Below are 13,168 nucleotides of genomic sequence, written 5' to 3' on the forward strand. Positions count from 1 at the left end.
ATATCATGTCGTTATCTTAACGACTTATATATCTTATCATATCCATTTTTAAAAGTCAAGAACTTTTTTCAGGATTTATAAGTTTATATTTTTTTGATTTGTTTTCTCATTGCGAGTCAACGTTGATAACTATACGCTGTTTATATATATATGTCAACACTTTATATCAAAAAAGTTTTAAATAACATTCTCCAATCATATATATATTGACGAGGTGAGTGTTCTGATTAAAAGAATAATTATATCAACTCTTATTATGATGGCTTTATTGTTAATGTTTATACCTTCAAAAGGTACAATATCAGAGGTTTTTCGTTTAACTAACGAACCTAATATTATTACAAAAGGCAACTATGGTATGTCATTAACTATTGATTTATCTTATGCTGATGCAAAATTTATCGAATGGTTAAACGAAGTAGAAGCACCGTATCCATTACTAATGGTAGATCCCGAATTATTAGAGAGATCTCCAACACTAGTAAAAATGATTAAAACAAAAAACATCCCAATAGGCTTGCTAGGAAAAAGCAGTGAGTTCTATGAGGCAAATCCTTCTCAACTTAAAAAAGATATCAGTACTTTTAACTCAATTATGAAAAAGCCGCCTCTTTGGTTTAGAACAAAGGATTATGTTTTTTCACCAGACGTTATAAAGGTATTATGGAAAGAACAAATTAATATGCTTGGCGCTTCTAAAATACAAACTGACAATAGCAAGTTAAAGCTAGTACATGGTGACATAGTATCTATACCCTATCATCAAGAAGAAAGGATAAAATTGCAAAACATTAATCAATTAATCCAAAATAATTCATTCCAATCGATTGAAGAAACTATATTTGGATATTCACTCAAAACGAAGAGCTATCCTTAACCCGCCCTCCCATATTATTCATAGCATTTAGAAATGTTACAAGATATTTGGGATAATAAAAAAGGCTATCTCATAACAATCATTCGTTATGAAACAGCCTTTTTATTTTACTTTGCCTTATTTCCTTCTAATTTTCTTCGAGTAGCCCGACGTTCTTCTCTTTTCATTAAATCCTCAGCTGACTTCGCATTATACTTCGGTAATTCAAGAAGTTGAAATGCATTAACAGCAAGAATCGGGAATAATAACAATGTAATGTACTCGTTACCTCCAGATGAACGTACCCATAATGCAATAAGCCATTCAATTATACTGACAAAAATCATAAAGAATAATGCGGAAATTAAAATATGCTTTTTACCAGTCATTTTCACTTTCTTAATAGCAGTTAAAGTAGCAATTACAATCAATAATAGCAATAAACCTATGTAAAGAAGCCAATCACTAGCGTTATGTGCATATGGCTTAAAACGGAATAAAACAACATCGACTAAAGCCACGAGCATCAATAATAATTGTACCCAGTTCCATAAAGTCAATGAGCGGCAAATATTAACACCGATTTGATGGACTGTTAAATATGCAAAATACCCCATTTGACAAACCATACTCATTGTAAAGCCTAGGAACACAAACCACAGTAAACCGAAAAGAGCCTCTCCCCATTCACCATTTGAAACATGTTGAGCATAAAAATCTCCCCAACGTACGATCAAGCTCATCAATCCAGTGACAACGCCACCAATAATGAGGGCTCTTAAAGCAAATTTAAACCAATTTCGTATCGTCACGATTAAACTGCCTCCGTTTTTTCAAGTTCTTGTTCCATTCTATCAACGAATTTCGAAAAAATCTATTTATCACCGCATTTCATACATATTCCATTAAGAATTGTGAACAATAATTGAAACAACTACGCTAAAGCGAGGGAAGCAATATGTACAAAAAGCACATTATTATTACACTTCTATTTGTTATTTTATCTGGTTGTTCCGCTGCCCCCCAACAGAGCCAATCTTATGATGATATAAAGAAGTCAACACTTGATGCCTTACAAACAGAGGAAGGTAAAAAAGTGATTCGACAGTTATTAGAAGATCCAACGATGAAGGATTTACTTGTTTTAGAGCATGATGACGTGAACAAAGCTGTTCAAGAAACGTTGATGTCTAAAAAAGCTGAAGAATATTGGAAAAAGCAATTTGAAGATCCTAAGTTCCGTGAAACCTTTGCAAAAAGCATGAAAAAAGAACAGCAAAATCTGATGAAAGATTTGATGAAAGATGATACTTTCCAAAAAGACTTAGAACAATTCTTCTCACAGCCCGATATGCAAAAACAGCTTGAAAAAATTATGAAATCATCGAACTCAAAAGAGGAATTAAAGAAAGTAATTGTCGAGGTTATCAATAGCCCTTTAATGCAAGAAAAATGGACGAAACTCATTCAATCTGCGGGTGAAAAAACTGGTGATGAAAAATCACAATCCGGTGGTGGCGGCGGAGGTAGTTCTTCTGGAGAAAAAGGACAAGGACAAGGATAAGTAAAAAATTTAAGGATGTATCTAAAGTGACCTTCACTTTAAGCTACATCCTTTTTATCATTATTCTTTATCTAATTTATCAATTACACGTTGTGCAATCTCTAAATATGTTTGTCCTGTTGGATGATTTTTAGCATATACAGATGGAGCAAAGTCAACTTCATTCCAATCTGGTTGACCTAAAGGAATTTGTCCAAGAAGATCAGTACGAAGCTCATCCGCTAGTTTAGGACCTCCACCTTGACCAAATACATATTCTCGTTCCCCTGATACTTCAGATTGGAACCAAGACATATTTTCGATAACACCTAAAATGTTATGTTCAGTTTTTATCGCCATTGCCCCAGCACGAGCTGCTACAAATGCTGCTGTAGGGTGTGGAGTAGTAACAACGATTTCATTTGATTCAGGTAACATTTGATGAATATCTAAAGCTATGTCACCTGTACCTGGTGGTAAGTCTAATAGTAAATAATCAAGGTCTCCCCATTCTACATCGCGGAAGAATTGATCTAATACTTTACCCAACATTGGACCACGCCATACTACTGGTGCATTATTTTCCACGAAAAATCCCATTGAAATCATTTTGACACCAAAACGTTCAACTGGAATAATGCGATTTTCTTTAACAACAGGCATAGTTTGTACACCCATCATATCAGGAACACTAAAGCCATAAATATCTGCATCGATTAGACCCACTTTTTTACCTAATCGAGATAATGCTACAGCTAAGTTTACAGCAACAGTTGATTTACCAACGCCACCTTTACCAGATGCAATTGAAATAAAATTGACTTTATTCAATGGTGACAATAAATCCTGTGCATCTGCACGAGTTGCAGTACCACGGAATTTTTCAATAGCTTCTGGTGAGAGTTCTGAGAATCGAATACCGACAGTTTTACATCCTGCACCTTTTAATACATTTACTATTTCCATTTGAAGCGTAAGTTGTTCGGGTGTATTTGTCTTTGCAATCGCAATTTTTACACTAACATGTTCTTTCTCTTCCTTAATAGAAACTTCAACAATACCGCCAGTTTCTGTTAATGTTTTATGTAAAAAAGGATCTTTTAATGCTCCAACTAATTCTCGAACTTGTTGTTCATTAATCACTGTAGACACTCCTTCAATTATCATTTCGATTTTAGTATATCATAACGCTTTCAAAAAGGTATTAATACGCTACTCATTCTACAATCGAATCAGAGTAACGCTCAATCCCTTCTACTATTGCTTCTGCCATTTTTTGTTGATAATCTGATGAAGACAGTAATTCCGCTTCTTCTGGATTGCTTAAAAAGCCCGTTTCTACTAGAACTGATGGCATTGTAGCTTTTTTCAGTAAATACACTTGTTTTATAGCTAATGCTTCACGATCAGTATTCTTTAGATTCTCTTTTATAGAACTTTGAATCGCTTTAGCTAAAAGTTCGCCCGCCGGATGGCCGTCCTTATGATAAAATACTTGAGCACCACGCCACTTTGATTGTGGAATAGCATTTGCATGAATGCTCAGGAAAAGATCCGGCTTGGCCTCATTTACTATTCTTTCCCTTAAGAAAATATCTTCTTTTTTTCTTTCCCTAAGTGTTGAATAGTCTGCATCAGGCTTATGCTCTGCAATTACATCCTCATCCTTTGTGCGCGTCATGATCACTGTTGCACCTTTTTTCTTTAATAGCTTTTCCACGTTTTTTGAAATAGCCAGTGTTACATCCTTCTCAATTAGTTCAGACGTAGAAGCCCCACCATCAATTCCGCCATGACCAGCATCTATTGCAATTTTGACTCCTCCTAAAGTTTCTGAAATGAAGAAACCACGATTAGATGCTTTTGTTTCATAAACAACTAGTAGTATACAAGCTACTAATACTACACTCCATATGAGCCAACGTTTCAATCATAGACACCACCTTTTACACTAACATATGCCAGATTGAGAGTGTATATACCGTTTCATTTAATGAATCTCTATCCATGATATTAGCCAACTTTAATTGATAGAAATACATAAGCAAATCAACTTTAATATATATTATTTGATAAGTATCAGTTATATTCTGAATATCTTTTAACGACTATGCGTTTTTTCTTTGTAAAAAGGAGATACTATATATTCTATTCAATATAGAAAATCATCTATATTTACTTCAATCGATTAAAAAGGCTTTTACCATTCACTTACAAATATAAGTACCTTATGAACACCCAATTGGTTTTAAAACGCAAAAAACCCTTTCTCGAGAAAACGAGAAAGGGTTTGAAAACGCTGATATATAAGAAATATTAACGTTTTGAGAATTGTGGTGCACGACGAGCACCTTTAAGACCGTATTTTTTACGTTCTTTCATACGAGGGTCACGAGTAAGTAAACCTGCTGATTTAAGTGCTGGACGGAAATCAGGGTCAACTGTTAGTAACGCACGAGCGATACCATGACGGATTGCGCCAGCTTGACCTGTAAAGCCACCACCATTTACGTTTACGTAAACATCATAGCTACCAAGAGTTTCAGTTGCTACTAATGGTTGTTTAATAACTTCGCGTAAAGATGCGAATGGGACGTAGTTTTCAACGTCGCGGTTGTTGATAACGATTTTGCCTTCGCCTGGTACTAAACGTACGCGGGCAGTTGAGCTTTTACGACGACCAGTGCCGATATATTGAACTTGTGCCAAGGTTGTATCCTCCTCTAATTATTATCCGCGAAGCTCGTAAGCTTCAGGTTTTTGTGCAGCATGTGGATGTTCAGAACCAGTATAAACGTGTAGTTTGTTGAACATTTGACGACCTAAAGAGTTTTTAGGAAGCATGCCTTTGATTGCTAATTCCAACATTTGAGTTGGGTATTTTTCTTTCATTTCGCCTGCTGTGCGAGTTTTTAAACCGCCAGCAAATTGAGTATGACGGTAGTAAATTTTACCTTTTAATTTGTTACCAGTTAACTCAATTTTATCAGCGTTGAGAATGATCACGTGATCACCTGTGTCAACGTTTGGTGTATAGATTGCTTTATGTTTACCACGTAAAAGAGCAGCTACTTCTGAAGCTAAACGACCAAGAGTTTGGCCTTCAGCGTCTACAACTAACCATTTACGTTCTACTTCGTGACCTTTAGCCAAGAATGTTGTACGCATTTTAGTATCCTCCTACAATTTTCAAATTGTTTCTATTACTCTGTTCCAATTGTTTTCTTTATCCTCAAAAGTAAGATTCGGGGCTTATCTTGTGGGGTAATGAAAATACCATATGTCATCTTACAACATATAGCAATGTAAGTCAAGTATTTCACAAAAAACGCCTGGAAATGTTGCTTCAATCTTCATAGTGCACGTTTTCAAGGTATAAACCCTGTGCTGGCGCAGTTTTGCCGGCCTTTCCTCTATCCATAGAAGCAATAATCTCAGCTAATTGTGCAGACTTACGCTTGCCAATCCCAACTTCCCATAATGTACCAGCAATAATACGTACCATATTATACAAAAAGCCATTTCCTTCAATAACCATATGCAATTCTTCTCCATGCCACTCGAATGTTAACGAAGAGACTGTACGTACTTTATCCTTTACGCTTGTGTTTGCGGCACAGAAACATGAAAAATCATGTGTCCCTAGGATATACTGTGCTGCTTCCTCCATTGCTGCAACATCTGGCTTCATCCCGTTAGTATGTGTAACATAAAATCGTCTAAATGGGCTCTGTATGTCCTCACAAGACCAAATATAGCGATATCTTTTTCCATGTACACTATAACGTGCATGAAAATCAGAGGTTACTTCTTCTACTTTCAATACACGAATATCTTGTGGTAATTGTACGTTTAATGCCCGAGCATAACGATCAAGTGGAATAGACAATGTAGTATCAAAATGGATAACTTGTCCCGTTGCATGTACCCTAGCATCTGTTCTACCACTAGCTGTCACATGAATAATTTCACCTTTATGCATTTTTGTAAGTACCTTCTCAATTTCCTCTTGTACAGTTCTTTGCTTCGGTTGCACTTGATATCCTGAGAAATTAGTACCGTCATATGCAATTGTAGCTTTGATTCTTCTTTTCATATTAAGCAATCTCCTATTTCTTTTAACTACGCAAGTACACTAATATAGCTGCCATTACCACGATAAAGAGAAGTGCTAAAGTATCTCCTAATCGCCATTTCAACTGGCGATAACGGGTTCTTCCTTCCCCTCCACGGTAACCACGAACCTCCATAGCAGTAGCTAAGTCTTCTGCTCGTTTAAATGCACTAACAAAGAGGGGCACTAGTAATGGTACTACCGCTTTTATTCTTTCTTTAACAGGACCCGTGGTAATATCGGAACCTCTTGCCATCTGTGCTTTCATAATCTTGTCTGTCTCATCCATCAATGTTGGTATGAAACGTAAAGATATCGACATCATTAATGCTAATTCATGTACTGGAAGATTTAACTTTTTAAGAGGATTTAAAAGCACTTCCATCCCATCAGTAATCGAAATAGGTGAGGTCGTTAAAGTTAAGACTGATGTTACAAAAACCAGAACTAAGAAACGAATTGAAATGTATATACCCTGTCTAAGACCTTCTTCGTAAATATGGATAAACTTCCATTCGAAGATTAGTGGTCCCTCTTTTGTAAAGAATATATGCAATAAAAAGGTAAAGGCCATCAAGATTATAATAGGCTTTAATCCATTAATTAAAAAATATAATTTAATCCGAGACATTAAAATGATTAGTAATGTAAAGGCGAATAGCGCTATATATGTAGGCGTATTATTCGCTAAAAAAACTACAATGATAAAGGCAAATACAAATATTAGTTTCGAGCGTGGATCCAATCTATGAACAAACGAATCTCCTGGTATGAAACGTCCAAAAATCATTTTATCCATCATTGACAATCACGCTCCTCTCGTATCAATTGCGCAATTGACTTTGCCAACTCTTCTTCAGTTAAACAAACATTTGGAAGCTTACGACCTATTTTCTTTTCAAATTGATGTTGAAAATGGACTATATGAGGCAGTTCTAAACGATAATTGGCTAATTGCTCTGCGTCACTAAAGATCTCCTCTGGACTACCCGTTAATACACAACGACCTTCATGCATAATTGCAATATGATCTGCATAACGTGCTGCATCTTCCATACTATGCGTTACGAGAATGGTTGTTAAATGTCTTTCTTGATGCAACTGATAGAACAATTCCATAATCTCCATACGGCCTCTTGGGTCTAACCCTGCGGTTGGCTCATCTAAAACAATCACTTCTGGCTCCATTGCTAAAACACCAGCTATAGCAACTCGACGCATTTGACCGCCTGATAAGTCAAAAGGTGATTTCTCAAGAACTGATTCTGGAAGGCCTACAAGCTGTAATAAAGTATGTGCCCTCTTAATAGCTTCTTGTTCTGGCACACCAAAATTCATAGGTCCAAAAATAATATCTTTTAGTACAGTTTCTTCGAATAATTGATGCTCTGGAAATTGAAAGACAATACCTACTTTTTGACGTACTGGTCGTAGATCTTTTTCTTTCTTACCAGCATTAATTGTTTTATCACCAATGCGTACTGAGCCATCTGTTGGTTTCAATAATGCATTTAAATGCTGTAGTATGGTTGATTTGCCTGACCCGGTATGCCCGATAATGGCTTGATAACTACCTGAAGGGATAGCTAAATCTACATCAAATAACGCTCTCTTTTCAAAAGGAGTATTTGGTGCATATGAAAAGCTTACTTTTTGAAGTTCGATATCCATAAATCATTCACCAACTGTTCTTCCGTCATATGTTCACCTTGAAGTTGTACACCCGCTGCTTTTAAAAGTTTTGTAAGCTTCATTGCAAATGGTAAATCTAATCCAAGTTCAACTAATTGATCACCTAATGAAAAAATTTCAGATGGAGTACCTTCAGCAAACATTTTTCCACCATTCATAAATATTAAACGATCAGCCATAATTGCTTCTTCTAAATCATGTGTGATTGATAGTACCGTCAAACCTGTTTTCTCACGTAATGCTCTTACAACTGAAAGAACTTCTTGACGTCCTTGAGGATCCAACATAGACGTTGCCTCATCCAAAATAAGCAGTCGTGGTTGTAATGCAAGTGCACCCGCAATCGCGACACGTTGTTTTTGCCCACCAGATAAATGCTGTGGCTCATGATTTAAAAAAGCATCCATTTTGACTTGTTTTAATGCCTCATGTACGCGTTGAACCATATCTTCATAAGGTACGCCGTTATTTTCTAAAGCAAATGCTACATCATCCTGTACAGTAGCACCTACAAATTGATTGTCAGGGTTTTGAAAAACCATTCCTATTTGAGAACGAGAATCCCATAGGTTTTCTTCATTTAATACTTTCCCCATCACTTTCACAGTGCCACTCTGAGGAAATAGGAGACCATTAATAAGCCGCGCAATAGTGGATTTGCCTGATCCATTGTGACCAACAATGGCAATCCATTCACCTTCTACTACATGGAAAGAAACATTCTCTACTGCATTTTTTACTTGCGGTTCATCTGGTGCATATGTAAAAGTCACATTATTCAGTGATAGAATTTCATGCATTTGTTTTAACTCCTCTCACTAGACTATCCTAAGCTCTACTCTTCTATAACTTACACTGTTTTATGTATGATTACTAGTTGGAAATAATTTTTCTTAAAAAAATACGACTTTGTCCTTTATGGGATAAAGTCGTATTTAAAAAAATTAACAAAAAAAAATAAAAAAGCGCGCACCCCATTCAGAGAAACGCGCTAATTGGATATCTCCCGTTCGAAGGTTGCTCAGACCTTAAACGTGAATGGGGTGCGTAGAGCTAAACGAGACAGCACTTATGTCTGCTCATCATAACGCTCAGCTTTTAAATTTGTCGTATAAATCTTCTTTTTGAAAAAAAGAGGGTGTAAGTTCATATTGTTGTGAACAAGTACACCCTCTCCCAATCGTTATAATTAAACTAATTCAATTACAACAACAGGTGCACCGTCACCACGGCGAGGTCCCATTTTCATAATACGAGTATAACCGCCTTGACGGTCAGCGTAGCGTGGTGCTACATCATCAAACAATTTTTGAAGTGCAAAAACTGTAGATTCATTACCTTCAGCATCAGTTGAAGTTGCTACTTCATGACGGATAAATGCTGCAGCTTGACGACGAGCGTGTAAGTCACCGCGTTTACCTAAAGTAATCATTTTTTCAACTACTGAGCGTAATTCTTTCGCACGAGTTTCTGTTGTTTCAATGCGCTCGTTAATGATTAAGTCAGTTGCTAAATCACGTAACAAAGCTTTACGTTGAGAACTTGTACGTCCAAGTTTTCTGTAACCCATGGATGTTTCCCTCCTTCGTTCAATTACTGATCTTTCATATCTTTATAGTCGCTTAGTCTTCTTCTCGTAACCCTAAACCAAGCTCTTCTAACTTCGCTTTTACTTCTTCTAATGATTTACGTCCTAAATTGCGTACTTTCATCATATCGTCTTCAGACTTGTTAGCAAGTTCAAGAACAGTATTGATACCAGCGCGTTTTAGGCAGTTGTAAGAACGAACAGAAAGATCTAGTTCTTCAATAGTCATCTCTAGAACTTTTTCTTTTTGATCTTCTTCTTTTTCAACCATGATTTCAGCAGTTTTTGCTTCATCTGTTAAACCAACGAAGATATTTAAGTGCTCGGTTAATATTTTCGCTCCGAGCGAAATCGCCTCTTTTGGACCGATGCTGCCATCTGTCCACACATCAAGTGAAAGTTTATCGTAGTCAGAAGATTGTCCAACTCGAGTATTTTCAACTGTGTAGTTGACGCGTGAAACTGGAGTGTAAATAGAGTCGATCGGGATCACGCCGATAGGAAGATCCTCACGTTTGTTTTGATCAGCTGGAGTGTATCCACGTCCACGTTGCGCATACATACGCATACGAAGATGACCATTATTAGCAACTGTTGCAATATATAGATCTGGGTTTAATACTTCTACATCACTGTCATGCGTAATATCCGCAGCAGTTACAACCCCGTCACCTTTAAAATCAATTTCAATGACTTTTTCTTCGTCAGAGTAGATTTTCAAAGCTAGCTTTTTAATGTTCAATATAATTGATGCAACATCTTCTACAACGCCTTCAATAGTAGAGAATTCGTGTAGTACGCCGTCAATTTGAATTGAAGTTACAGCAGCTCCTGGTAAAGAAGACAGAAGGATACGACGTAGTGAATTACCCAAAGTAGTTCCATACCCACGTTCAAGTGGTTCTACAACAAATTTGCCGTATTTTAAATCATCACTGATCTCTACGGTTTCAATCTTTGGTTTTTCAATTTCGATCATTCAATTTACCCTCCTTCAAAACATCGAATATATGGTATTATTTCCATTTAAATCGAATGTCAATCAATCATTTAAAAAATATTATCCATTTGTGTATAAAAAGTGTACTCAATACAAACAAGAGTTGCAACTATTATACACGACGACGTTTTGGTGGGCGGCAACCATTATGAGGAACTGGAGTTACATCTTTAATAGCTGTAACTTCTAAACCTGCAGCTTGAAGTGCACGGATAGCAGCTTCACGACCTGCACCAGGACCTTTAACAGTTACTTCTAAAGATTTTAAACCATGTTCTAATGATGCTTTAGCAGCAGTTTCAGCAGCCATTTGTGCAGCGAATGGTGTAGATTTACGAGAACCTCTGAAACCTAGTGCACCAGCTGAAGACCAAGAAACAGCATTACCTTGCATATCTGTAATGGTTACAATTGTGTTATTAAATGTAGAACGGATGTGTGCAATACCTGATTCGATATTTTTTTTCACACGACGTTTACGAGTTTGTTGTTTACGTGCCATGTTAAGAATAAACCTCCTTTACCTATTATTTTTTCTTGTTAGCTACAGTTTTACGAGGACCTTTACGAGTACGTGCGTTGTTTTTAGAATGTTGTCCGCGTACTGGTAAACCGCGACGGTGACGCATACCTCGGTAAGAACCGATTTCCATTAAGCGTTTAATGTTAAGAGAAGTTTCGCGACGTAAGTCACCTTCTACTTTGTATTTGTCAACTTGTTCACGGATTTTGTTTTGTTCGTCTTCTGTTAAGTCGCGAACACGAGTATCTTCTGAAACACCTGCATCTGCAAGAATTTTCTTAGCAGTAGTGTTACCGATACCGAAAATGTATGTTAATGAAATTACAACGCGTTTTTCGCGTGGAATGTCAACACCAGCAATACGTGCCATGTAAGATGTACACCTCCTTGGGAATTATCCTTGTTTTTGTTTGTGTTTAGGATTTTCACAGATTACCATTACTTTACCGCGTCGGCGAATAACTTTACATTTTTCGCAGATCGGTTTCACAGATGGTCTCACTTTCATCTAACCTAACCTCCTTAGTGGTCCGGAGTGCAAAAGATTATTTAAAACGGTATGTGATACGACCGCGAGTTAAGTCATATGGAGATAACTCAATTGTTACCTTATCTCCAGGTAAGATGCGAATAAAGTGCATACGAATTTTGCCTGAAACATGTGCAAGAACTGTATGACCATTTTCTAATTCTACCTTAAACATCGCGTTTGGCAAAGTTTCAACAACTGTGCCTTCGATTTCAATTACATCGTCTTTCGCCATCGACCCTGTCTCCCTTCTATATGCAATTCATGAACTATCGCCAAATTCTTTCGGAATCCGCTGCAAGTTTTACTACTTTTCAACATATGTTTGGTTTGTATGAGAGATGTTCGAAAGACGCTCATCAGGCTTCGCTTCTCGAACCAAGATATATAGATGCAGGGTTTACCTGATTCTCACACGCTCCCCGGCTACCCTGGATGAGATCCTGCATACCCGTTTACACAGATACTTTTCCACGAAACTCATTATACCCTTTCAGAATAAAGAATGCATCAAGGATATATATGGTATCCCTAAGATACAAATAATTCTTCAGTGCATAGACCGGGTACAATATGCTTTTGCAGCTCTCGAAAATGAATTTTCGCTATGCTACCACATACTCCCGCGATTGCAGATATCTGCGCACTTCATCGGGTATTAGTTGCGGTTGCCTTTTAATAGAGCATCAATATCAGCAAATACATCATTGATATCTTGCTGACCATTAATGTTAGTTAAAACATTTTTCTTACCATAAAAATCAAGTAACGGTTGAGATTGCTTGATATTTACTTCCAGACGGTTAGTGACCGTTTCCGGATTATCGTCTGCTCTTTGATAAAGTTCTCCTCTATCTTTATCACATTTTCCTTCCTCTTTAGGAGGATTGAAAACTAGATGATAGGAAGAGCCACATACTTTACAGATGCGACGACCTGTTAAACGTTTGACCAATTCTTCTTTTTCTACTTCGATGTTAATAACATGTTCTACTTGTTTTCCAAGATCAGTTAGAATTCCATCTAAAGCCTCAGCTTGACCAGTAGTACGTGGGAAACCATCTAATAGAAATCCTTGATCACAATCAGGTTGACTTAAACGTTCACGAACGATACCAATCGTTACTTCATCAGGTACCAAGGCACCTTTATCCATAAACGATTTAGCTTTAAGTCCTAATTCCGTACCATTTTTAATAGCTGCACGGAACATATCGCCTGTAGAAATATGAGGGATATCGTATTTCTCAATAATTTTATCTGCTTGAGTACCTTTACCAGCACCAGGCAAACCCATTAAAACGATATTCATACGGACTGCCC

18 protein-coding genes are annotated in these 13,168 nt (G+C 36.9%); 2 read left to right on the forward strand and 16 right to left on the reverse strand.

Annotation, left to right across the window (positions count from 1 at the left end):
* Positions 1-274 precede the first annotated feature (274 nt).
* Positions 275-877 (forward strand): hypothetical protein, encoded by a 603-nt coding sequence (locus D1606_RS06805; protein WP_119415272.1) that lies wholly within the window; start codon positions 275-277, stop codon positions 875-877.
* 107 nt (positions 878-984) lie between these two features.
* Here D1606_RS06805 and D1606_RS06810 read toward each other — a convergent pair whose 3' ends face one another.
* Complete coding sequence (locus D1606_RS06810) at positions 985-1,668, reverse strand: KinB-signaling pathway activation protein (protein ID WP_119415273.1); 684 nt, start codon at positions 1,666-1,668, stop codon at positions 985-987.
* Between the two features lie 146 nt (positions 1,669-1,814).
* On the opposite strand from D1606_RS06810, the gene gerD reads away from it, so the two are divergent.
* Entirely contained in the window at positions 1,815-2,420 is a 606-nt protein-coding gene (gerD, locus tag D1606_RS06815; protein WP_119415274.1) for a spore germination lipoprotein GerD, read from the forward strand.
* A gap of 60 nt (positions 2,421-2,480) precedes the next feature.
* Here gerD and D1606_RS06820 read toward each other — a convergent pair whose 3' ends face one another.
* From D1606_RS06820 to D1606_RS06890, 15 genes are all read right to left on the reverse strand, one after another.
* Positions 2,481-3,542 carry an Mrp/NBP35 family ATP-binding protein gene (locus D1606_RS06820; RefSeq protein WP_119415275.1) on the reverse strand — a complete coding sequence of 354 codons (1,062 nt, stop codon included), beginning with the start codon at positions 3,540-3,542 and terminating at the stop codon, positions 2,481-2,483.
* 73 nt (positions 3,543-3,615) lie between these two features.
* Positions 3,616-4,329 carry an N-acetylmuramoyl-L-alanine amidase CwlD gene (gene cwlD / locus D1606_RS06825; protein ID WP_119415276.1) on the reverse strand — a complete coding sequence of 238 codons (714 nt, stop codon included), beginning with the start codon at positions 4,327-4,329 and terminating at the stop codon, positions 3,616-3,618.
* Positions 4,330-4,715: 386 nt separating this feature from the next.
* Positions 4,716-5,108 (reverse strand): 30S ribosomal protein S9, encoded by a 393-nt coding sequence (rpsI, locus tag D1606_RS06830; RefSeq protein WP_102693573.1) that lies wholly within the window; start codon positions 5,106-5,108, stop codon positions 4,716-4,718.
* A gap of 21 nt (positions 5,109-5,129) precedes the next feature.
* The gene (rplM, locus tag D1606_RS06835) at positions 5,130-5,567 is read right to left on the reverse strand and encodes a 50S ribosomal protein L13 (RefSeq protein WP_119415277.1); all 438 of its coding nucleotides are present in this window, start codon (positions 5,565-5,567) and stop codon (positions 5,130-5,132) included.
* A gap of 178 nt (positions 5,568-5,745) precedes the next feature.
* Positions 5,746-6,495 (reverse strand): tRNA pseudouridine(38-40) synthase TruA, encoded by a 750-nt coding sequence (gene truA / locus D1606_RS06840; protein WP_119415278.1) that lies wholly within the window; start codon positions 6,493-6,495, stop codon positions 5,746-5,748.
* Between the two features lie 22 nt (positions 6,496-6,517).
* Positions 6,518-7,315 (reverse strand): energy-coupling factor transporter transmembrane component T family protein, encoded by a 798-nt coding sequence (locus tag D1606_RS06845; protein ID WP_119415279.1) that lies wholly within the window; start codon positions 7,313-7,315, stop codon positions 6,518-6,520.
* Entirely contained in the window at positions 7,312-8,184 is an 873-nt protein-coding gene (locus tag D1606_RS06850; RefSeq protein ID WP_119415280.1) for an energy-coupling factor ABC transporter ATP-binding protein, read from the reverse strand. The genes D1606_RS06845 and D1606_RS06850 overlap by 4 nt, the downstream gene beginning before the upstream one ends.
* Complete coding sequence (locus D1606_RS06855; RefSeq protein ID WP_119415281.1) at positions 8,160-9,005, reverse strand: energy-coupling factor ABC transporter ATP-binding protein; 846 nt, start codon at positions 9,003-9,005, stop codon at positions 8,160-8,162. The genes D1606_RS06850 and D1606_RS06855 overlap by 25 nt, the downstream gene beginning before the upstream one ends.
* 389 nt (positions 9,006-9,394) lie before the next feature.
* Positions 9,395-9,775, reverse strand: coding sequence for a 50S ribosomal protein L17 (gene rplQ, locus D1606_RS06860; protein ID WP_102693567.1), 381 nt, complete (start codon positions 9,773-9,775; stop codon positions 9,395-9,397).
* 52 nt (positions 9,776-9,827) lie between these two features.
* Complete coding sequence (locus D1606_RS06865; RefSeq protein WP_119415282.1) at positions 9,828-10,772, reverse strand: DNA-directed RNA polymerase subunit alpha; 945 nt, start codon at positions 10,770-10,772, stop codon at positions 9,828-9,830.
* Positions 10,773-10,905: 133 nt separating this feature from the next.
* Positions 10,906-11,295, reverse strand: a complete 390-nt coding sequence (gene rpsK / locus D1606_RS06870) for a 30S ribosomal protein S11 (RefSeq protein ID WP_119415283.1) — start codon at positions 11,293-11,295, stop codon at positions 10,906-10,908.
* Positions 11,296-11,320: 25 nt separating this feature from the next.
* On the reverse strand, positions 11,321-11,686 hold the full coding sequence (gene rpsM / locus D1606_RS06875) for a 30S ribosomal protein S13 (protein WP_119415284.1): 366 nt from the start codon (positions 11,684-11,686) through the stop codon (positions 11,321-11,323).
* Between the two features lie 24 nt (positions 11,687-11,710).
* A complete protein-coding gene (gene rpmJ / locus D1606_RS06880) occupies positions 11,711-11,824 on the reverse strand; it encodes a 50S ribosomal protein L36 (protein ID WP_000868344.1) in 114 nt (37 codons plus the stop codon).
* Positions 11,825-11,861: 37 nt separating this feature from the next.
* Positions 11,862-12,080 carry a translation initiation factor IF-1 gene (gene infA / locus D1606_RS06885; protein WP_038179110.1) on the reverse strand — a complete coding sequence of 73 codons (219 nt, stop codon included), beginning with the start codon at positions 12,078-12,080 and terminating at the stop codon, positions 11,862-11,864.
* Between the two features lie 423 nt (positions 12,081-12,503).
* Positions 12,504-13,157, reverse strand: a complete 654-nt coding sequence (locus D1606_RS06890) for an adenylate kinase (RefSeq protein WP_119415285.1) — start codon at positions 13,155-13,157, stop codon at positions 12,504-12,506.
* Positions 13,158-13,168 lie beyond the last annotated feature (11 nt).

It is taken from the genome of Rummeliibacillus sp. POC4, from assembly GCF_003576525.1.
Lineage (GTDB): Bacteria > Bacillota > Bacilli > Bacillales_A > Planococcaceae > Rummeliibacillus.

Coding starts and splice junctions, on each gene's coding strand:
- infA (WP_038179110.1), bottom strand. CDS start 12,080: ATGGCGAAAGACGATGTAATTGAAATCGAAGGCACAGTTGTTGAAACT.
- truA (WP_119415278.1), bottom strand. CDS start 6,495: ATGAAAAGAAGAATCAAAGCTACAATTGCATATGACGGTACTAATTTC.
- D1606_RS06865 (WP_119415282.1), bottom strand. CDS start 10,772: ATGATCGAAATTGAAAAACCAAAGATTGAAACCGTAGAGATCAGTGAT.
- D1606_RS06805 (WP_119415272.1), top strand. CDS start 275: ATGTTTATACCTTCAAAAGGTACAATATCAGAGGTTTTTCGTTTAACT.
- rplQ (WP_102693567.1), bottom strand. CDS start 9,775: ATGGGTTACAGAAAACTTGGACGTACAAGTTCTCAACGTAAAGCTTTG.
- gerD (WP_119415274.1), top strand. CDS start 1,815: ATGTACAAAAAGCACATTATTATTACACTTCTATTTGTTATTTTATCT.
- rplM (WP_119415277.1), bottom strand. CDS start 5,567: ATGCGTACAACATTCTTGGCTAAAGGTCACGAAGTAGAACGTAAATGG.
- D1606_RS06850 (WP_119415280.1), bottom strand. CDS start 8,184: ATGGATATCGAACTTCAAAAAGTAAGCTTTTCATATGCACCAAATACT.
- rpsK (WP_119415283.1), bottom strand. CDS start 11,295: ATGGCACGTAAACAACAAACTCGTAAACGTCGTGTGAAAAAAAATATC.
- D1606_RS06890 (WP_119415285.1), bottom strand. CDS start 13,157: ATGAATATCGTTTTAATGGGTTTGCCTGGTGCTGGTAAAGGTACTCAA.
- D1606_RS06845 (WP_119415279.1), bottom strand. CDS start 7,315: ATGATGGATAAAATGATTTTTGGACGTTTCATACCAGGAGATTCGTTT.
- rpmJ (WP_000868344.1), bottom strand. CDS start 11,824: ATGAAAGTGAGACCATCTGTGAAACCGATCTGCGAAAAATGTAAAGTT.
- rpsM (WP_119415284.1), bottom strand. CDS start 11,686: ATGGCACGTATTGCTGGTGTTGACATTCCACGCGAAAAACGCGTTGTA.
- D1606_RS06855 (WP_119415281.1), bottom strand. CDS start 9,005: ATGCATGAAATTCTATCACTGAATAATGTGACTTTTACATATGCACCA.